This is a genomic window from Sphingomonas canadensis (genome assembly GCF_026013525.1).
GTDB classification, from domain to species: Bacteria; Pseudomonadota; Alphaproteobacteria; order Sphingomonadales; family Sphingomonadaceae; genus Sphingomonas; species Sphingomonas canadensis.
The window spans coordinates 63,638-84,326 of the sequence record NZ_JAPDRA010000007.1; the positions used below are offsets into that span (position 1 = coordinate 63,638).

General features: G+C 69.3%; 15 protein-coding genes. 7 read left to right on the top strand and 8 right to left on the bottom strand.

The window, feature by feature from the left end:
- Positions 1-27 precede the first annotated feature (27 nt).
- Both OM513_RS14125 and OM513_RS14130 read left to right on the top strand, forming a co-directional pair.
- Positions 28-1,029: a threonine aldolase family protein gene (locus OM513_RS14125; RefSeq protein ID WP_264945121.1), complete on the top strand. Its 1,002-nt coding sequence runs from the start codon at positions 28-30 to the stop codon at positions 1,027-1,029.
- A gap of 1 nt (position 1,030) precedes the next feature.
- The gene (locus OM513_RS14130) at positions 1,031-1,933 is read left to right on the top strand and encodes a DMT family transporter (protein WP_264945122.1); all 903 of its coding nucleotides are present in this window, start codon (positions 1,031-1,033) and stop codon (positions 1,931-1,933) included.
- Positions 1,934-1,973: 40 nt separating this feature from the next.
- Here the strand turns inward: OM513_RS14130 and OM513_RS14135 are convergent, their stop codons facing one another.
- Both OM513_RS14135 and OM513_RS14140 read right to left on the bottom strand, forming a co-directional pair.
- Entirely contained in the window at positions 1,974-3,587 is a 1,614-nt protein-coding gene (locus tag OM513_RS14135) for a M20/M25/M40 family metallo-hydrolase (protein ID WP_264945123.1), read from the bottom strand.
- Positions 3,588-3,631: 44 nt separating this feature from the next.
- On the bottom strand, positions 3,632-5,287 hold the full coding sequence (locus OM513_RS14140) for a M28 family metallopeptidase (RefSeq protein ID WP_264945124.1): 1,656 nt from the start codon (positions 5,285-5,287) through the stop codon (positions 3,632-3,634).
- A gap of 107 nt (positions 5,288-5,394) precedes the next feature.
- Between OM513_RS14140 and pepN the strand changes: the two genes are divergently transcribed.
- Together pepN and OM513_RS14150 are read left to right on the top strand one after the other, a co-directional pair.
- Positions 5,395-7,980, top strand: coding sequence for an aminopeptidase N (pepN, locus tag OM513_RS14145; RefSeq protein ID WP_264945126.1), 2,586 nt, complete (start codon positions 5,395-5,397; stop codon positions 7,978-7,980).
- A gap of 125 nt (positions 7,981-8,105) precedes the next feature.
- Positions 8,106-9,200, top strand: coding sequence for a Fic family protein (locus OM513_RS14150; RefSeq protein WP_264945127.1), 1,095 nt, complete (start codon positions 8,106-8,108; stop codon positions 9,198-9,200).
- On the opposite strand, the gene OM513_RS14155 is transcribed toward OM513_RS14150, so the two are convergent.
- Entirely contained in the window at positions 9,201-10,820 is a 1,620-nt protein-coding gene (locus OM513_RS14155) for an alkaline phosphatase D family protein (RefSeq protein ID WP_264945128.1), read from the bottom strand.
- A gap of 107 nt (positions 10,821-10,927) precedes the next feature.
- Between OM513_RS14155 and OM513_RS14160 the strand changes: the two genes are divergently transcribed.
- Together OM513_RS14160 and OM513_RS14165 are read left to right on the top strand one after the other, a co-directional pair.
- Complete coding sequence (locus OM513_RS14160) at positions 10,928-12,643, top strand: dipeptidyl-peptidase 3 family protein (RefSeq protein WP_264945129.1); 1,716 nt, start codon at positions 10,928-10,930, stop codon at positions 12,641-12,643.
- 16 nt (positions 12,644-12,659) lie between these two features.
- Positions 12,660-14,123 carry a hypothetical protein gene (locus OM513_RS14165; protein ID WP_264945131.1) on the top strand — a complete coding sequence of 488 codons (1,464 nt, stop codon included), beginning with the start codon at positions 12,660-12,662 and terminating at the stop codon, positions 14,121-14,123.
- Between the two features lie 7 nt (positions 14,124-14,130).
- Here OM513_RS14165 and OM513_RS14170 read toward each other — a convergent pair whose 3' ends face one another.
- Genes OM513_RS14170 through OM513_RS14180 form a run of 3 tightly spaced genes read right to left on the bottom strand, consistent with a single transcriptional unit; the run spans position 14,131 to position 16,765 of the window.
- Positions 14,131-15,306 carry a glycosyltransferase gene (locus OM513_RS14170; protein WP_264945132.1) on the bottom strand — a complete coding sequence of 392 codons (1,176 nt, stop codon included), beginning with the start codon at positions 15,304-15,306 and terminating at the stop codon, positions 14,131-14,133.
- A complete protein-coding gene (locus OM513_RS14175) occupies positions 15,306-15,818 on the bottom strand; it encodes a DUF2141 domain-containing protein (RefSeq protein WP_264945134.1) in 513 nt (170 codons plus the stop codon). The genes OM513_RS14170 and OM513_RS14175 overlap by 1 nt, the downstream gene beginning before the upstream one ends.
- Positions 15,815-16,765 (bottom strand): hypothetical protein, encoded by a 951-nt coding sequence (locus tag OM513_RS14180; RefSeq protein WP_264945135.1) that lies wholly within the window; start codon positions 16,763-16,765, stop codon positions 15,815-15,817. Before OM513_RS14180 ends, OM513_RS14175 begins: the two co-directional genes overlap by 4 nt.
- Before the next feature lie 166 nt (positions 16,766-16,931).
- Between OM513_RS14180 and OM513_RS14185 the strand changes: the two genes are divergently transcribed.
- Complete coding sequence (locus tag OM513_RS14185) at positions 16,932-18,011, top strand: glycosyltransferase (protein ID WP_264945136.1); 1,080 nt, start codon at positions 16,932-16,934, stop codon at positions 18,009-18,011.
- On the opposite strand, the gene OM513_RS14190 is transcribed toward OM513_RS14185, so the two are convergent.
- The gene (locus tag OM513_RS14190; protein ID WP_264945138.1) at positions 17,996-20,056 is read right to left on the bottom strand and encodes a TonB-dependent receptor; all 2,061 of its coding nucleotides are present in this window, start codon (positions 20,054-20,056) and stop codon (positions 17,996-17,998) included. The two genes, OM513_RS14185 and OM513_RS14190, sit on opposite strands and share 16 nt — an antisense overlap.
- Positions 20,053-20,688, bottom strand: coding sequence for a maleylacetoacetate isomerase (maiA, locus tag OM513_RS14195; protein ID WP_264945139.1), 636 nt, complete (start codon positions 20,686-20,688; stop codon positions 20,053-20,055). Before maiA ends, OM513_RS14190 begins: the two co-directional genes overlap by 4 nt.
- Position 20,689: the final 1 nt, after the last annotated feature.

Sequence of the window (20,689 nt, forward strand, 5' to 3'; positions counted from 1 at the left end):
GGCGCGGCACCCCGCAAGGGCGGCGGCATGCGCTTCTTTTCGGACAACGCCGCCCCGGTCCACCCCGCCGTGCTCGAAGCCATGGCCGCCGCCGACAGCATGGATACCGCCTATGACGGCGACCGCTGGTCGCGGCAGCTCGACGGGCGCTTCTCCGAGCTGTTCGAGACCGAGGTGCGCGTGCTGTGGGTGCCGTCCGGCACCGCCGCCAACTGCCTGGCGCTGGGCGCGCTGTGCCAGCCCTGGGGCGGCATCGTCTGTCATGCCGCGGCGCATATCGCCGGCGACGAGGCGGGGGCTCCCGCTTTCTACACCCATGGCGCGACGCTGATTCCGGTGGACGGGCCGGGCGCCAAGCTGACCCCGGATGCGATCCGCGAGGTGGCCGGGCGCATCCGCCCCGACGTCCACCAGACGCAGGTCCATGCGATATCGATCACCAACGCGACCGAATATGGCCTGACCTATTCGCCCGGCGAGGTCGCCGCGATCGGCGCGCTGGCGCGCGAGCGCGGCTGGGGGCTGCACATGGATGGCGCGCGCTTCGCCAATGCGGTGGCGCACCTGGGATGCTCGCCCGCCGAGCTCACCTGGCGCGCGGGCGTAGACGCGCTGAGCTTCGGCTTCGTCAAGAACGGCGGGATGAACGCGGAGGCGCTGGTCTTCTTCCGCCCCGAACTGGCCGCGCCGACGCTGGTGCGCCGCAAGCGTGCCGGGCTGCTGCTGTCCAAGGGGCGGTATCTGGCCGCGCAACTGCTGGCAATGCTGGACGGCGATCTGTGGCTGGAGAACGGGCGCGCGGCCAATGCGGGCGCGCGGCTGCTGGCCCAGGCGGCGGGCGCGCGGCTGGTGTTCCCGGTGGAGGCCAATGAGGTGTTCGTGCGGCTGACCGCGGAAGAGGCGGCGAAGCTGCGCGGGCTGGGCTTCGACTTCTACGACTGGGGCGTGGGCGAGGCGCGGCTGGTGACGAGCTGGAACCAGGGCGCGGAGGCGGTGAAGCCGCTGGCCGAGGCGATCGCGGCGCTGTGACATGACCGCCGCGCGCACCGCCCGCGCCCCGGTGATCCTGCCCTTCGTGGCGGTGTGCCTCGTATGGGGATCGACCTGGATCGTGATCCGCGATCAGCTTGCGGTGGTGCCGCCGAGCTGGTCGGTCGCCTATCGCTTTGCGATCGCGGGGGCGGCGATGCTGGGCTGGGCGGCCTGGCGCGGCGAGCGGCTGAGGCTGGACGCACAGGGCTTCGCGCTGGCGGCGGTGCTGGGGCTGATGCAGTTCATGCTCAACTTCAACCTGGTCTATCGCGCGGAACAGCACATCACATCGGGCGTGGTGGCCGTGGTCTATGCGCTGCTGCTGGTGCCGAACGCGGTGCTGGCGCGCGTCTTCCTGGGCCAGCGGATCGGCGCGCGGTTCGCCGCGGGATCGGCGATCGCGCTGGCGGGCGTCGCGCTGCTGTTCGTGCATGAGGCGCGGCTGGCCGAGGCTGGCCCGCGCGAGGCGCTGACCGGCATCGGCATCGCGCTCGCGGGGGTGATGTGCGCGTCGGTGGCGAATGTGATGCAGGCGGCGGAGCGGATGCGCCACCAGCCGCCCGCGGCGATACTCGGCTGGGCGATGCTGGCCGGCGCGGGCGCGGACGCGATCTGGGCGCTGGCCACCGCCGGGCCGCCGGTGTTCGAGCCGCGCGCAGGCTATGTCGCCGGGCTGCTCTACCTGGGGGTGATCGGATCGGCCTTCACCTTCAGCCTCTATTTCGGGCTGATCCGCGCCATCGGGCCGGGGCCTGCGGCCTATACAGGCGCGGTGATCCCGGTGATCGCGATGGCGATATCGACGCTGGCCGAGGGCTATCGCTGGTCGGCGCTGGCGGCCGGCGGCGCCGTGCTGGTGATCGCCGGGCTGGCGCTGGCGCTGGCGGCGCGGCAGCGATAGGGGCGGCGGCCACCCCGGCGGGGCCGGGGCAGCCGTGCCGTCACTTCGCGCCGTATCCGTCGAACTGGACGCCGAAGAAGTCGCCCTTCACCCAGCGCGGGCGATCGTTCGCGTCGGCCACGATCCGCGACGCGCCATAGACGACGCGGACATAGGTGGCGACGGAAGCCCAGTCGAACGGCAGCGTGATCTGGTCCGATGGCTTGTGATAGTCGTTGGCCAGGAACAGCTTCTGCGCCTCCGCCCCCGCGCCGCCGGGACCGGTGTCGATCGAAACCGCGGGCACGCCCGCCTTGACGAAGCTGTAGTGATCGGACCGGACGAAGAACATCTCCTCCGGGGTTGGATCTGGGACGATCGCCAGCCCCTCCGCCGCCGCGGCCTTCGCCACGGCCTGGCTGATCGTCGATCGCTCGCCGCCGCTCATCACCAGATCCTCGACCTTATAGGTCAGGATCGGCATGTCGAAGTTGAGGTTGCCGATCAGCGCGGCGCGCGGAACCGTGGGGTTGTGCGCGAAATAGTCGGAGCCGATCAGCCCCTTCTCCTCGGCGCCCAGCGCGATGAACAGGATCGATCGGCGCGGCGCCTTGCCCGATGCGCGGAAGGCGCGCGCCACCTCGATCAGCGCGGCGACGCCCGAGGCATTGTCCATCGCCCCGTTGTAGATGCGATCGCCGTTCACCGCATCGCCGACGCCGACATGGTCGAGGTGCGCGGTGAGCACCAGATACTGGCCCTTGAGCGCGGGATCGCTGCCCTCGATCATGCCGATCACGTTCTTGCTGGGCGTGGGCACCACCGATGTCTTGCTGGCGAGCGTGAGCGTCGCGGCGAGCGGTCCGGTGGGCATGCGCGTGCCCTTGGCCTCCGCCGCCAGCACATCGGCCCATTTGATGCGCGCGCCCGCGAACAGCTTTTCCGCGCCCGCCTGGCTGACATAGGCGGCGACGGGGGCGCCGGGCGACGGCGAATGCGCCTTGCCGTCCGGCCCCGCCCAGGTGGAGCGCGGGTAATCGTAGAAGCGCACGAAGGTGGCGAAGGGCAGATCATCGTGCCGCGCCGCCGATTCGAGCACGATCACCGCGCGCGCGCCGCGCTCCTGGGCGAAGATCGCCTTCTGCGCCTCGTCGCCCAGATGCGCCGAGACCTCGTTGGGCAGCCCCTTGGGCGTGCCGGGCAGGATCGCGACGATCTTGTCCTTGACGTTCAGCCCCTTGTAGTCGTCGCGCTTCCCCTCGGGATAGACGATGCCGTAACCGGCGAAGACCACGTCGCCGCTCGCCGCGAACTGCAGCGCGGAGGGGATCGCGTCGTTGACGAAATCGGTGCCGAAGACGAGCGGCGCGGGTTCGGCGCCGCGCCGCGTCATCACCATCGTGCCGCGCCCCTGCGGCCGTACCGAAACCATGCGGAACGGCTGGAACCAGTCCCCGTCCACCCCCGCCGGCTTCAGCCCCAGCGCCAGGAACTGCGCGGCGACATATTCGGCGGCGATGTCGAACTCGCGCGAGCCGGTATCGCGGCCGCGCATCGCATCGGAGGCGAGGAACTGGATATGCGCCTTCATCGCCGCCTGTTCGGGCGGCAGTTGCTGCGCGTGCGCCAGCGGCGCGGCGAGCAGCAGCAGGATCAGCGACAGGTAGCGGAGCATGAAGGGCCTTTCCTAGTGGCGGTTCGGCAGGGCGGAGGGGACGTTCAGGGCGCGACCGGCCCCTTGTAGAGCGTGCCGAAGAAATCGCCCTTGTTCCACAGCGGGCGGACCTCCGCATCGGCGATCGCGCGGGCGATGCGATAGTTCACGTCGATGAAGCGCGCGCCCGATTCCCAGTCGATCGGTCCGGAGATCTCGTCCGACGGCTTGTGGTAGTTCTCGGCGAAAAACTTCTCGACCGCCGCCTTGCCCGGCCCCGCCTCGCCCGGCCACAGGAACACCGAGGGGATGCCCTGCTGGACGAAGCGATAATGGTCCGAACGGGTGAACAGCCCCTGGTCGGGCATCGGATCGGGCGAAATGGTGACGCCGATGTCCTTCGCCGCCGCCTCCACGATCGGGCCGAGCGACGAGCGCTGCGCGCCGAACACGATGACGTCGTCGAACTTGTAGGTCAGGATCGGCATGTCGAGGTTGACGTTGGCGACCAGCCGTTCCTTCGCCAGCGTGGGATTGTTGGCGAAATAATCGGCGCCGACGAGCCCCTTCTCCTCCGCGGTGACCGCCAGGAACAGGATCGATCGGCGCGGCGGCTTGCCCGATTCCTTGAAACGGCGGGCCTCCTCGATCAGCGAGGCGATGCCGACGGCATTGTCCATCGCGCCGTTGTTGATCGTATCGCCGTTCTTGTCCGGACGGCCGACGCCGATGTGATCGAGATGGGCGGTAAGCACCACCACCTCTTTCGACAGGGTCGGATCGCTGCCCGGCAGCAGGCCGGCGACATTCCAGCTCATCACCGGCTCGCGCTTGGTTTCGAGCGAGACGGCGAGCCGGGCCTTGAGCAGTTCGGGCTTGAACTTGGCCTTGTCGTCCTCGGTCATCTTGGCGAGCTGGTCCCAGGGGCGTTTGGCGCCCGCGAACAGCTTGGCTGCGGCGGCCATGCTGAGCCCGCCCAGCGATGGCGCGCCGGGCGCGGCGACATGGCCGGTGCCGTCCGGGTTGGCCCAGGTCATGCGCGAGGAATCCCAGCCGGCGGCCATGCGCTCGAACGGGCGCACCTTGGCGGTGACGGGCGATTCCAGCGTGATCGTGCCGATCGCGCCATGCTGCTGGGCGATCACCGCCTTGTTGGCGGCGTTGCCGAAATGGGCGCGCTCCTCGCCGGGAAGGCCGCGCGGGGCGCCGCCGAAGAAGGCGACGATCCGGCCCTTGACCTTCGCGCCCTTGTAATCGTCGATCCCGAACTGCGGCGCGACGATGCCGTATCCGACGAACACCACCTCGGCATCCACCTTGGTCGTGTCGCGCATCGGATCGGCGCCGGGCAGATATTCCACGCCGAATTCCAGCGGCTGGCCGTTGAGCAGGAAGCTGCCCTTGCTGGCCGATTTGTAGCTGAGCAGCGGCACATTCTGCAGGAAGCTGCCGTTGTCGCCGGCGGGCACCAGCCCCTGTTCGTAGAATTGCGACGCGACATATTGCGCCGCGATCTCATATTCCGGCGCCCCCGCCTCGCGCCCGCGCAGCGCGTCGGAAGCGAGGAACATCACATGGCTCTTCATCGCCGCCTGGGGGGCGGGCAGCGGGGCGTTGATGCGGGCGTTGCGCTCGGCGGCGGCCTCGTCGCCGGTCGGTCCGGCGAGCGCGGCGCCGGCGGCAAGCGCGGCGAAGGCAAAGGCACTGACAAATCGAAGCATCGGGAAATCCTGAACGGGATGAATGCCCGATGGGTACGCAGCGCACGCGCGCCGCGCAACACGATTTCCTGTGGCGGGAAGCGGACTTGCCCCTATATCAGCGCGCCATGGCCGATGCACAGAACGCCGCCGCAGCGCCGCGCGTAACGCGCCGCGAGGATTATCGCGAACCCGACTGGCTGGTGCCGGAGATCGCGCTCGATTTCGAGCTGGACCCCGCCGCCACGCGCGTCCGCGCGGCGCTGAAGGTGACGCGCAACGGCGGCCACGATCGCCCGCTGGTGCTGATGGGCGACGGGCTGGAGCCGCTGGCGGTGCGCGTCGACGGCAAGGATGCGGCCTGGACGATGGAGGGGCCGGACCTGGTGATCGCGCTGCCCGGCGCCGCCCACCGGATCGAGACCGAGGTGGTGATCGCGCCCGAGCGCAACACCCAGCTCCAGGGCCTCTATGCCTCGGGCGGAATCCTCTGCACCCAATGCGAGTCCGAAGGTTTCCGCCGGATCACCTTCTTCCCCGACCGGCCCGACGTGCTGACGAAATACCGGGTACGGATGGCGGCGGAGAAGGCGCGCTATCCCGTGCTGCTGGCCAATGGCGATCCGGTCGCCCAGGGCGATCTGGCGGACGGGCGGCACTGGGCGGAATGGCACGATCCCTTCCCCAAGCCTTCCTATCTCTTCGCGCTGGTGGCGGGCGACCTGGTGGCCAATCGCGGCAGCTTCACCACCATGTCGGGGCGCGAGGTGCAGCTCGGCATCTGGGTGCGCGAGCCGGACCTGGCCAAGACCGATCACGCGCTCCACGCGCTGAAGCTCAGCATGGCCTGGGACGAGAAGGTCTATGGCCGCGAATATGATCTGGACGTGTTCAACATCGTCGCCGTCGACGATTTCAACTTCGGCGCGATGGAGAACAAGGGGCTGAACGTCTTCAACAGCCGCTACATCCTGGCCGATCCGGACACCGCGACCGATTGGGATTACGACGCGGTCGCCGCGGTGGTGGCGCACGAATATTTCCACAACTGGTCGGGCAACCGCGTCACCTGCCGCGACTGGTTCCAGCTCAGCCTGAAGGAAGGCTTCACCGTCTTCCGCGACCAGAGCTTCTCCGCGGACCAGGGCAGCGCCGCGGTGAAGCGGATCGAGGATGTGCGCGGGCTGCGCGCCAGCCAGTTCCAGGAAGACGCGGGGCCGCTGGCCCATCCGGTGCGGCCCGACAGCTATATCGAGATCAGCAACTTCTACACCGCGACGATCTACAACAAGGGCGCCGAGGTCATCCGGATGATGGCCACGATCCTTGGCCCGGAGAAGTTCCGCGCGGCGACCGACATCTATTTCGACCGGTTCGACGGCACCGCCGCGACCTGCGAGGATTTCGTGCGCTGCATGGAGGAGGCCGGCGGCGTCGACCTGGCGCAGTTCCGCCTGTGGTACAGCCAGGCGGGCACGCCGCGCGTATCGGCCACGCTGGCGCAGGACGGCGGCAAGGCGCGGCTAACGCTGAAGCAGACGGTGCCGCCCACCCCCGGCCAGCCCGAAAAGGCGCCGATGGTGCTGCCGCTGAAGCTGAAGCTGTTCGGCCGGGTGACCGGCCGCGCGCTGTGCGACGAGCAGCTCGTGCTGCTCAACCGGCCCGAGCAGGAGCTGGTGTTCGGCAACCTGACCGAGCCTCCCGTGCTTTCGATCAACCGCGGCTTTTCCGCCCCCGTGGTGGTGGAGACCGATCGCACGCCCGATCAGCTCGCCTTCCTTTCCGCGCACGATGACGACCCCTTCGCCCGCTATGAGGCGATGCAGCAGCTCATGCTCGACACGCTGACCGCCGCCGTGCGCGGCGCGCCGTTCGATCATGGCCCGGTGATCGAGGCGGTGCGCAACACGCTGGCCGATACGCGGCTGGACCGCGCGTTCGTGGCCGATGCGGTGCTGCTGCCGTCGGACAGCTTCATCGGCGATCAGATGGACATCGTCGATCCCGAGGCGATCTTCCGCGCACGTGAGGCGCTGCGCCGCGAGCTGGCCACGGCGCTGGCCGGCCAGTGGCGCGACGCCTATGAGGCCAATCGCGCCAACCGCTTCGAATATTCGCCCGCGGCGAAGGGCGCTCGGCGGATCAAGAATGTGGCACTGGGCTATATCGCCGCCAGCGGCGCCGCGGATGCTCCGGCGCTGGCCTTCCGCCAGTTCGAGGGCGCGGACAACATGACCGACCGGCAGGCGGCGCTGGGCACGCTGGTCAACGGCCGGTCGGACGAGCGCGCGGCGGCGCTGGCGGCATTCTACGATCGCTATCGCGGCAACGCGCTGGTGCTGGATAAATGGTTCCAGACCCAGGCGCTGTCGACGCGCGACGACACCGCCGAGGCGGTGGAAAAGCTGGCCGCGCACCCCGATTTCACGCTCGCCAACCCCAATCGCGCGCGTTCGGTGATCGGCGCCTTCGGGGTGAACCAGCGCGCGTTCCACCACCCGTCGGGCCGCGGCTATCGCTTCGTGGCGGATCAGTTGCTGGCGCTCGACCGGATCAATCCGCAGACCGCGGCAAAGCTGTTGCCGCCGCTGGGCCGCTGGCGCCGCTTCGACGCCGAACGCGCCGCCCGCATGCGCGCCGAGCTGGAACGGATCGTGGCGACCCCCGGGCTGAGCAAGGACACGTTCGAACAGGCCAGCAAGTCGCTGGATTAGCAGCGGCCATTCGCGGCGTATGCGCGCGGGGCAATTGGCCCAAACATGTTAAGTATTTTGAGTTTTTTTAACTCAAATGATCCGATATGTTGCCCTATGATCAATAGCGCGAACATGAACTGGCCATGCTGAAGCCGACCTACACGATCCCCGACCTTCCGCCCAAGGGAGCGTTGGAGACCCCACCGGTCTTGCGCGTGGCAGCCAGGGCCCACCGGCACCTCGCCGAATTGAAAGGCCGCGCGAGCAGCATTCCTAACCAGGGAATATTGATCGACACACTCTCCTTGCAGGAAGCGAAAGCCAGCTCGGAAATCGAAAACATCGTTACGACCCAGGACGAACTGTTTCAGGCCAGCCTGTTCCCGGAAAACCCTTCCTCGGGTGCTACCAAGGAAGTCGCACTCTATCGCGACGCTCTGAAGCTGGGGCTGGAGCGGATGCGCCAACAGCAGGGGCTGCTCACAAACGGCACGATTGTGGCGATGTTCCAGATGCTCAAGCGCACAAACGGAGGGTTCCGCGAAACGCCCGGTACCGCGCTGCTAAACGAAGCAAGCGGGGAGATCGTCTATGTCCCCCCGCAGGAGGGTCATACGGTTCGCACGATGATGGGTCGGCTGGAGACGTTCATCAACGACCACGCGGCCTGCGACTTGGACCCTCTCGTCAAGATGGCAATCATCCATCACCAGTTCGAAAGCATCCACCCGTTTCCCGACGGGAACGGACGCATCGGCCGCATTATCAACGCCCTCTACCTCACCCAACAGGGGCTGCTCGATATTCCCATATTGTACATGAGCCGGCATATTATCACGCACAAAGGCGATTATTATCGATTACTACAGTCCGTCCGCGAGACAGGCGAGTGGGAAGCATGGCTAATCTACATGCTTACGGCGATAGCGGAAACATCGATCGATACGCTCAATCTTGTGGAGAATATTCGCAGACTCATGGCGGAGTACAAGCAGCGCCTGCGCCGCAATCACCCGAAAATCTACTCTCAGGATCTGCTCAACCTGCTGTTCCGGCATCCCTACACACGCATCGCGCATGTGGAGCACGAACTTGGAGTAACCCGTCAGACGGCGGCCCGGTATCTCGACGAGCTCGCACAAGCCGGCCTGCTTTCGAAACACCGCCTCGGCAAGAACAACTACTATATCAATGATCCATTGGCCGACCTCTTTATGGAGCGGCCGGCCGCAGGCTGATCACGCCATCCGGTTGCTGCCGCGCTTCACCGTGGCGGTGTGGCCGATGCTGGCGGCGGGATTGCGCGTCAGCACCGTATCGACGAACAGCCAGTGGTTGGTCGCGCGTTCGGGGGTGAGCGTGAGCGCCATATAGCCGCGGCGGCTGACGTCGCACCATTTCAGCTCCGGGTTGGCGGCGGCCATCCCCGCCTCGATCCTGCGGAAATCGGGGCCGAGCGCGTCTTCATAGCCCGGCGAGGTCACCGAATGGCCGGCGAACTCGACGCCCGCGGCATGGCCGTCCTGCGCCAGATCGAAGGCCCAGGCATTGTGGCTGTCACCGCACAGCACGAGCAGGTTGGCGTCCGCCGCCTGCGCCGACTTCAGGAAGCGCGCGCGCGCCGCCGGATAGCCGCCCCAGTTGTCGAGATCGACCGGCAGCCCCGCCTTGCCCGCCGCGACCGAGCCCTGGACATAGGCGCGGGTATATTTGTCACCGTCGGGCAGCAGCCAATCCACCGCATCCGCGGGCGCGCGGAGCTGGCCCAGGATCGTGCCGAACGCCGTCACCTGCCACTTGCGGCCCGAACGGACCGACGCGGCGATCGCGCGGGAGAGCCACGCCTCCTGCTCGCTGCCCAGCATCGACGCCGCGGCGTCCTGCCACGGGCCGTCGCGGAATTCGGCAAGCGCGCGGGCGGGATCGGAAGCAAGGAACAGCGGGGCGATATCGGCGCTGCGGGTGCGGCCGAGCAGGCGGCTTTCGGTGCGGAACAGCGTGGCCAGCCCGCCGATGTCATAGGCGGCCCAGGGCGTTTCCGAAACGGGCATCCATTCGTGCCAGGCCTGGATCGCCGCGGCCCTGCGCACGCTCCAGTCGCCCTCGTTCGCCTGGTGGTTCTGCGCGCCGCCTTCCCAGCTATTGTTGGCGGTCTCATGATCGTCCCACTGGATCAGCATCGGGATCGCGGCGTGCAGCGCCTGGAGATCGGGATCGCTGCGATAGCTGGCGTAGCGCAGGCGATAGTCGGCGAGCGCGAGGATCTCGTGCTCCGGCTGCGGCATGCGCCCGGTGAGCTGGCGCGCGGCCGAGGGATACACGCCCGGGCCATATTCGTAGATATAGTCGCCGACATGGATGCCCAGATCGATGTCGCCCCGCGCGGCGGCATGGGCATAGGCGTTGAACCAGCCGAACCCCATGTTCGAGCAACTGAACACCGCCAGCGTGAACCGCCGCGTGCTATTCGGCAGCGTGCGCGTGCGGCCGATGGGGGAGATGCTACCGTCCGGGCCGACGAAGCGGTAGAAATAGCGCCGGCCGGGCAACAGTCCGGTGACCGCGATCTTCACGGTCCAGTCGCGCCACGGGCCGGTGATCGCCTGGCCGCCGCCGGCGATGCGGGCAAAGTCCGCGGTCTCCGAAATCTCGGCGCGTACCCGCGCGCTGTCGCCCGATGCGGGCACATAGCGCGTCCACAGCAGCATCCGGTCCGGGCCCGGCTCGCCGCTGGCGACCGAATGGGTGAAGCCCTGGCCCATCCCCGCGAAGGCGGCAGCAAAGCCCGGGATCGCGAAGGCGCCCAGACCCAGCGTTCCCGTGAGCAGCAGCGAGCGGCGGTCGATTCGGTGCGTCATCAATACCTCCCGGCGCAGCCGATGCACCGCGCGCATGGCGCGTTCGTGACAGCGTGCGGCACCAGCGCTAGGACGTGCGCATTGCTCCTGCAACAAGGCTGTATTCCATGCGTCACGCGATCCTTCCGCTGCTCCTCGCCACCGCCGCCTGCACGAACACGGCGCGGCCCGAAACCGCCGATCCCGCCGCGCTGGATGCCGCCGCGACCGCCGTCGCCGACGCGGTTTCCGCCACCGGTGCCGAAAGCGCCGACTATCTGAAGGCGCAGAGCGACAAGCTGGCCGTGATCCAGATGAAGCCCGACACCGCCTTCCTGAACGCCGAGGAGCGGCAGGTGGTGAACCTGCTGATCCAGGCTTCGAAGCTGATGAGCGAGATCTACCTGCGCCAGCGCGATCCCGCGAACCCGGAGACGCGCGCGCAGATCACCCGCAAGGGCGGGCAGGACACCAAGCTGCTGCTCAAGATGTTCGATCGCAACTTCGGCCCGTGGAACGAGGTGGACGATCTGCACCCCTTCTGGGGCACGAAGCCGATGCCGGAGGGCGCAGGCTTCTATCCCGCGGACATGACCAAGGCCGAGTTCGACGCCTATCTGGCCGCGCATCCGGAGCAGAAGGCGGCGCTGACCAGCCTCTACACCGTGGTGAAGCGCGACGGGGACCGGCTGGTCGCGGTGCCCTATTCGGTCGAATACCGGGAATGGCTGGAGCCCGCCGCCAGGCTGATGGAGCAGGCCGCGGCGATCACCACCAACCCCAGCCTGAAGAAGTTCCTCACGCTGCGTGCCAAGGCGTTCCGCACCGACGATTATTTCGAGAGCGAGCTGGCGTGGATGGACCTGAAGGACACCCCGATCGAGGTCGCGATCGGGCCGTATGAGACCTATACCGACCGGCTCTATGGCTGGAAGGCGGCGTTCGAGAGCTTCGTCACGCTGAAGGACCCTGAGGAGAGCGCGGCGCTCGACAAGTACAAGCATTACCTGCGCGACATGGAGGCCAACCTGCCGGTCGACGACCGGTACAAGAATTTCCAGCGCGGCTTCGAAAGCCCGATCGCGGTGGCCGAACAGGTGCAGGGCGGCGGCGACAATGTGCCCGGCGTGCAGACCATCGCCTTCAACCTGCCCAACGACGAGCGCGTGCGCGAGGCCAAGGGCGCCAAGAAGGTGATCCTCTCCAACGTGCTCGGCGCCAAGTATGAGCGCATCCTGAAGCCGATGGCGCCGCTGGTGCTGGTGCCCGATCAGGCCGGGCTGGTGGTGAAGAAATACATGCAGCTCGAAACGCTGTTCCACGAACTCTCGCACAGCCTGGGGCCGGGCACGATCCTGGTCGGCGGCCGCAAGACGACGGTGAACGAGGAGCTGAAGGAACAGGCCAGCGCGCTGGAGGAGGCCAAGGCCGACGTGATGGGCGCGTGGAACATCCTGTTCATGATGCAGAAGGGCGAGCTGCCCGCGGCCGAGAAGGACCAGCTCCTCGCCACCTATCTGGCCGGCACGTTCCGCGCGATGCGTTTCGGCATCGAGGAGGCGCATGGGCGCGGCGCGGCGATGCAGTACAGCTATCTGAAGGACAAGGGCGCATTCGCCTGGGACGCGGCGGCCGGGCGCTATCGCATCGACGGTGCGAAGATGGAGGCGGGGCTGCGCGATCTGCTGCGCGACATGATCCACCTTCAGGGCAACGGCGATTATGAAGGCACCAAGGCCTTCATGGCCAAATGGGCGGTGCTGGACGAAAACGCCAAGGCCGTGATCGCTTCGATGACCGCGATCCCGGTGGATATCGTTCCCGTCTATCCCGGCCAGCTCTGATGCCCGCGCACGCCTGATGCACGCACATCCCGTGCTGCGCCCGGTGGCGGCGATGCCGCGCTGGGCGCAGCTCGCGCTTGCCGCGCTGGTTACCCGCGCGGTGACCTTCGGCAACCCGATGCTCCATGTCGACGAGACCTTCTATCTGGAGGTCGCCGACGCCTGGCTGCGCGGGATCGCGCCCTATTCCGGCGTGTGGGACCGCAAGCCGGCGGGACTGTTCCTGCTCTATGCGATCCCCGCCGCGTTCGGCGTGGCGGCGGGCGTGTGGCTGTACCAGGCGATGGCGGCGGCGAGCGCGGCGCTGACCGCGCTGGCGATCGCGCGGCTCGCCGATCGCGCGGGATGGACGCGCGGCGCGACCTGGGCCGGGGTGGCCTATCTGGTCTGGCTGACCTGGCTGGAGGGCCAGGGCGGGCAGGCGCCGGTCTTCTACAACCTGCCGATGGCGGGCGCGGTGCTGCTCGTCGCGCCCGGCCCTGGGGACAGCACGTCCCCATCGCGCCGCTTCGCCCATGGGCTGGCGGCGATGGCGCTGGCCGGGCTGGCGATCCAGATCAAATACACGGCGGTGTTCGAGGGGATGTTCCTGGGCCTGTGGCTGATGTGGCGCGAATGGCGGCTGGGCCAACGGCCGGCCGGGATCGCCGCGAAGGGTGTCGCCTGGGCGGCGGTCGCGCTGGCGCCGACCGGTATCGCATGGGCGATGTTCGCGGCGGCTGGGCATGGCGGCGACTGGGTCTTCGCCAACTTCACCTCCATCCTGGCGCGGCAGCCCGATCCGGCGATCGAGCAGGCGGGCAATCTGGCGGTGATCCTGCTGATCGCCTCCCCGCTGATCGCGATGGCGGTGCTGGCGTGGCGGCTGCCCGCGGGCGCGGCGCCGGAACAGGCGATGCGGCGGTTCCTGTTCTGCTGGCTGGGCGCGGCGGCGCTGGGGCTGCTCGCCTTCGGTTCGTGGTTCGATCATTATGCGCTGCCGCTGCTGGTGCCCCTATGCGCCGTGGCGGCGGGATGCATCGGCGGGCATCGCGACGGGAGGCGCTGGGCGCTGGGCGCGATCGCGCTGTTCCTGATCGGCGGGCAGGCGGTGGTGCTGGGCAAGATCGCCAACCGCGGCACGGCGGCGCAATATGCCGCGCTGGTGCGGGGCATCGGCCGCGGGCCGGGATGCCTCTATGTCTATTCCGGCCCTTCGATGCTCTATGCGCAGAGCGGGCGCTGCGCGGTGACGCGATACTGGTTCCCCAGCCATCTGGGCCGCGTGCGCGAGGCGGGGGCGACCGGCGTGGACCAGGCCGCCGAGCTACGCCGCATCTTCGCCCGCGCGCGGCCGGAAGTGGTGGTGATGCGCGGGCCATATCGCGGCGAGAACGCGCCCATCCGCGCGATCGCCGAGGCGGAGGTGGCGCGGGCCTATGCCCCGGCCGGGCGCTATCCCCTGGGGGACCTGACGGTCACGGTCTATCGCCGCAAGTAGGATGGCGTCAGGCGGCCAGCGCGCGGCGGCGCTCCAGCAGCGCGGCATAATGGGCCATCAGCTCGCGCGCGTGATCATGGCCGGTGCGCACCCGCGCGGCGGCATGCCGGGCCGCGGCGCGCAGGATCGTCCGTTCGCGCGCATGCAGGCGGCGGATCGCGTCGGCGCAGGCGCGCGCATCGCCCGCGCGATAGGTTTCCGCGAAAAGCGGATCGGCGATCTCCGCACAGCCGCCGCGATCGGGGACGATCAGCGGCAGGCCCGACGCCAGCGCCTCATGCGCCACCAGCCCGAACGGCTCGTCGCTGGAGCCATGGACCAGCGCGTCGCAGCTCGCGATGATGCTGGCCAGCCGGTGGCGGTCATAGACGGGGCGGAAGAGGCGGATGTGGGGGCTGCCCTTGATCCGCGCCTCCACGCTGGCGCGCGCGGGGCCGTCGCCCAGCATCACCATCCCCACCGGGATGTCGGCGCCCGCCGCGTCGATCGCGTCGATCACCATCGGCCAGCGCTTCTCGCTGTGATGCCGCCCGAGCCCGAGCAGCAGCAGCCCGTCGCGCGGCAGCCCGCATTGCGCCAGCAGCGCCTCGCGCAGCCGTTCGTCGCGGTGATCGGGGGAGAAATAGCCCTCCTCGATCCCTAGCGGCATCGGAACGGCATCGAACCCGCGCCGCGTGAAATCGCGGGCGAGCGTGGGGCCGTTGGTGACGAAGGCGTCGAACGGCGCCAGCATGTTGTGCATCCAGCGCGTGTAGAAGTGGAAGACCCGCTCCACCCGCTCCGCGCTCACCAGCGGATGCAGCCAGCGGCGCGGATAGGCGGCCAGATTGTCGTTGTGGGCGAAATATACCTTGAGAGCGCGGCCGTGCCAGTTACGCACCGCCAGCGCCCCGGCCCAGGGCGCGCAGACCTCCACCACGTCCGGATCGATCGCGTCGAGCAGCGAGCGGATCGTGCGGACGCGGCTGAACTGCCGGTAATTGGTGTCGAGCGGCAGCAACGGCGAACGCACCCAATGGATGCGGCCGCCGCCCGGCCGTTCCTCCACCTCGTCGCGCTTGCCGGGCGCGATCACCACCAGCTCGTGCCCCAGATCGGCCATGATGCCGAACTTGCGGTCGATATAGGTGCGCACCCCGCCGCCGGTGGGGGAATAGAGCTCGTTGACGTCGACGACGCGCATCAGCGGGCCGGCGAAAAGCCCGAGAGGCCGCGCAGATACTGCATCTTGAGCGTTACCTGCACGCCGCCGGGGGCCACATTGATCGTCGAATAGGCGAGCTTCGGGCGCGAGCGGCCCACCGCGCGATTGCTGACCACGCCGACACCGTCCTTCCAGATGTTGAACTTGTTCTTGCCGTCGCGATCATGGGTGAAGACCATGCCGTAGCGCCCGGCCTGGGGCACGCGGATGCACAGGGTGACCGGGCCGGAAGCCGGGACCTTGCCCCACACGCGCGCGAAGAACTTGCCCTCGCGCTTCAGGTCGCGGTCGTCCTTCAGGAAATCCTGTTCGTTGGCGGGCCACAGCTCCACCTTGATGCTGCCAGTGCGGTCCTTCATGTCGAGCGCGATCACATGGATCGGCACGCCCGTGCCGTTGCACGGCGCATCCACCGTCTGCGCGGGCGCATGCGCCCCGGCCGGAGCCACCAGCGCCGCTGCCGCCGCAATCCCCAAAATCCGTCGCTTCATAGCCGCCCCTTGATCAATCCCCGGATGCTGAACCCGATCATCAGCACGACATGCACCAGCAGCGTCAACGCCGCTATCACCGCCGTCAGCTCCGACAATATCGCATCCTGGCCCAACAGCAGCATGGCAAACGAAGCGAACAGCAATTCCTTGTTCGGCACCAGCGGCAGGCGCGACGACAACAGCCGCATCGCGCACAGGAACAGCCAGGTGCCGATTTCCACCCCGGGCAGCGCGAAACGCCAGGTGGCGACCAGGCAGATGTTGACAAACAGGATGCGCGCCATGTGCATCCCGAACACCCACCACAGCATCCGCCGCGGCAGCGAGAACACGCGCCGGGCGAAGACCAGGAACGGCACGCTCATCGCCACGACCAGCGCCGCCGATGCATAGACCGCGCCCGGCCCGATCTCGCGCGGCAGTTCCTCGCTGAAGGGCGCGGCGACCAGGATCATCGCCAGCGTCATCGCGTTGCCCGCGATCGCGGACAGGATCGTCACGTCCTTGATCGCGCCGAAGGGCGCAGCCACCATCTGCGTGCGCTGGCGTGCCCAGGCGTAGAAATAGGCCTCGCCCGAATAGCCGAGCAGCACCTCGTTCGAGATGCGCTTCTTGTTCAGCGCCGCCAGGCCCGAAAACGGGATGCGCCACAGCCGCCGGAAGATCAGGTAATCGAAGGCGGGCGGCGCGAAATAATAGGCGGCGAAGGCCAGCCAGAACAGCGGATGGACCGGCACCGCGCGCTGGAGCGCCCCCAGCCCCGATCCGAACAGCTCGCGCGCCAGCGCGGCGATCATCAGCAGCGTGAGCGCGCCACCCAGAATCAGCGGCCAGCGGCGGCGGATCCGCTCGATCGGCTCCAGCCCGGCGATGGCCGCAGGATCGGGCAGCGCGGCCTGCGCGAGCGGGCCTTGCGCTATTTCAGTACCGGGGGACTGGATCATGCCGATACGGGTCTTTCAACAACAAGACAGGGGCGGCGCGATGCCGTCCCGGTTGGGATTGCGATGCACCCGCTCTGCGCCACGCGATGACAAGCGATTGCGATTTCTTCGCGGCGCGAATTGGGCTCTAAAGTGCCCCCCTAGAGCCCGGCTATCGCAGCGTAACATGACATTTTCGCAACATATTCTTTGCTTTGCGCAGACTCTTCGCGGCGGCGGGGTGGAACGGGCCATGCTCGCGCTGGCGCGGCAATGGTGCGCCGCGGGAAGGCGGGTCACCCTCCTCATCGGGGATGGCGGCGGGCCGCTGGCCGCAGAGGTGCCGGCCGCGGCGGACGCAAGGATGCTGGGCGACGGCCGCTACGGCGCGCTGCCCGGCGCGATCGCGGCGGCGGTGCGCGCGGACGCCCCGGACATGATCTTCTGCCCCGGCAACCATTATACCGGCGCGGCGGCGCTGGCCCGGCTGCGGCTGGGGCGCGGCTGCCCGCCGATCGTGGCGAAGATATCCAACGCGCTGGTGCGGCCGGAGATGGGGGCGATCGCGGCATGGGGCTATCGCCGCTGGCTGCGGGCGCACCCGCGCTTCCTGGCGCATGTGGTGGCGATGTCGCCGGCGATGGCGGCCGAGGCGGTGGCCGAGTTGCGGATCGCGGCGGAACGGGTGAGCGTGATCGCCAATCCCCCGCCCCGCCCGCCTGCCGATGCGCCGCCCGTGCCGCTGCCGCCCGGCCGGTTCCTGCTGGGCGTGGGGCGGCTGGAGCCACAGAAGCGCTGGGACCGGCTGATCGACGCGATGGCGCGGATCGCCGACCCTCAGGTTTCGCTGCTGATCCTGGGCGAAGGCGGCGCGCGTGCCGCGCTGGAGGCACAGGTGGCGCGTCTGGGGCTGGCGGCGCGGGTGCGCATGCCGGGCTATGCCGCCGATCCCGGCCCGGCGCTGGCGCGGGCCGAGGCGGCGGTGCTCACATCGGATTTCGAAGGCGTGCCCGGCGTGCTGCGCGAGGCGCTGGCGCTGGGCACCCCGGTGGTGGCGACCGAGGCGAGCGTGGCCGTGCGCGAGATCGTCGACACGCCGGACAAGGGCGAGGTGGTGCCGCGCGGCGATGCGGACGCGCTGCTGGCGGCGCTGGAGCGGCGGCTGGCGCCCGGCGCGGCACGGCCGGAACCGGTGGCGGCACCCGGCGATCCGGCGGCGGACTATCTGGCGCTGTTCGACCGGATCGCCGCTCAGCGCAGCGCGTAGCGCAGCCCCGCCCAGAGCGTGCGCGGGCTGGAGCGCTCGACGATGCCGCCGCCGCTGATCCCGGCCTCCACCCGCGCATCGAACAGATTCTCGCCGCGCGCCTCGAACGACAGGCCCGCGCCCAGCGGCACGCGCAGCAATGCGTCGAGCGTGACCGCATCGTTCAGCAGGCGCAGGTTCTGGTCGTCCTCGAACTGTGCGCCGGTGTAGCGGCCGGTGAACGAGACGGCCCAGCCGCCGCGGCTCCAGCCCAGCGTGGCAGATCCCTGGTTGCGCGCGGTCTGCGCCGGGCGCAGGCCGTCGAGCGGGGCCGGCACGCCCGAGGCCGCGACGCGCGCATCGGCGAGCGACCAGGAGGCCGCCAGATACCAGTCGCCGCGCGTCAGCCGCGCATCGAACTCCACGCCATAGGCGGTCACCGAATCCAGGTTCTGCCGCTGGCGATAGACGCCCGCCGCCGAGACGAAGCCGACGCCGGGGAAGCTGCCCGGGCCGCTGGCGATGGTGACGTTGGCGATCGCGCCGTCCAGCCGGTTCCAATAGCCCGTCGCGCGCAGCGTGAACCCGGCCGCGGGCGACCAGTCCAGCCCCGCCTCGGCCCCGCTCAGCCGCTCGGGGGCCAGCGCGGCGTTGGCGGCGGTGGCGTCGGCACCGACACGGAAAGGACGGTACAGCTCGTTCAGCGTCGGCAGCCGCCAGCCGCGATAGCCCGCCGCGCGCAGCGCGACCCCGCCGCCCGCGTCGAACGCCGCGCCGATCCGGCCCGTACCTTCCCAGCCGCTGCGATCGGCGAAGGCCAGACCGGTGAGTAGCGCGCCGCCCGCCAGCGGCGCCTCGGTCATGCGGCCGCCGCGGATCTGCCATCGGTCCAGCCGCAGGCCGCCGCTGAGCGTCAGTGCGCCGGTTTCCACGCTGACATCGGCGAAGGCGCCGAAGGTGGCGCTGCGCCCGCCCGCCTCGCGCCGCCGCGTCGGGGCGCCGGCGACATAGGTGTAATATTCCTGGGTGCGGCCCGATACCGCGCGCGCATCGGCGCCCAGCCGCAGCGTCAGCACATCCCCGGCCGGCGGCTGGATTTCGATGCGGCCGCCGGTGCCGGTGGAGGGCACGCTATACTGGTCGAGCGTTGGAGTGACCGTGGCGCGTGCCGCGTCGACGCTGGCGAAACCGCTGGAGAAACCCCGCGCCTGGACATAGGCGAGCGCCGACCAGCGCCAGTCGCCCCGGCCGACGATGCGCAGGCTGGCGTCGGCGCCCTCGCTCTTGCCCGCGGTGAAGGCGACGCCGCGCTCGCGCCGGTCTGTGAAGCCCGAAAGGCTCGCCTGCACCTCGGCGCCGCCGGTATCGATCACCGCGCGCAGCGACAGGCTGGCCTGCTCATAGGGCGAGGCGCGATCCACCGGGCCGCGCTGTTCCGCGATGACCGGGATGAAGCCGTCGCCGCGCGCATATTGGGCGGCGGCGGTGACGAAACCCGGGCCGAGCGCGGCCGACGCGGTGGCCACCGTATCCAGGCTGTCGCGGCTGCCATAGGCGGTGGAGAGCGCCAGCGGGCCGAGCGCCTCCGGCCCGGCGCTGAAAAGCTCGATCGTCCCCGCCAGCGCGCCCGGGCCGGCATAGCCGCTGCCCCCGCCGCGCACGACGCGCGCCGAGCCGAGCCGCGCGGGCAGATAGGCGGGGAAGGCCACCCAGCCGCCGAACGGATCGGCCTGGGGCACGCCATCGAGCAGCAGCAGCGTGCGGCTGGAGGCGTTCCCGCCCAGCCCGCGGATCGTGACGCCCTGGCTGGTGGGATGCGCCGATCGCGAATCGGAACGGCGGAACTGGGCGAGCCCGGCGACGTCGCGTAGCGCGTCCTCCAGCCGGGCACTGGCGGTGCCGGTCAACCGTTCGCGATCGATCTCCGCCACGGCATAGGCCGCCTCGCCCGGGGGCGCTTCCAGCCCGCGGCCGGTGACCGTGATCTCGGCCGGGGTCTCGCCCGGATCCTGCGCGAAGGCGGGGGCCGCGAGCAGCAGCCCCGCCGCCGCCAGAGCATGCTTCACGGCTTCACGCGATCGGGATGCGCCGCGGCGAAAGAGGGCAGCGCCTGGCACGCGGCATCGGCAGCGAGCAGCCGGGGATAGGCATCGAGCGGCGTATCGAAACGGCGCGCGTTGAACATCTGCGGCACCAGGCAGATGTCGGAGACGTCGGGTGCGGCGCCGCCCAGGAACGGCCCTTCGCCGCCGCCGGCCTCCGCCATCGCCTCCAGCGCGGCGAAGCCCTCCGCGATCCAGTGGCGCGTCCAGTCGTCACGCTTGGGCTCGTCGGCGCCGATGTCGCGCTTCAGCCAGCGCATCACGCGCAGGTTGTTGAGCGGATGGATGTCGCACGCGATCACCAGCGCGCGCGCCATCGCGTCGGCACGGGCATCGGGATCGGCCGGGATCAGCCGGGGTTCGGGAAAACGCGCGTCGAGCCATTCGACGATCGCCAGGCTCTGCGTCAGCACCCGCGTTCCGGTGTCGAGCGCGGGGACGAACCCCTGGGGGTTGCGCGCCAGATGCTCGGGGCTGCGCTGCTGGTTTTCCAGCAGCATCACATCGTTGCGGCGATATTCCACGCCCTTGAGGTTCAGCGCGATGCGGACGCGATAGCCCGCCGAGGAGCGGAAATAATCGTGGAGCAGCAGCATG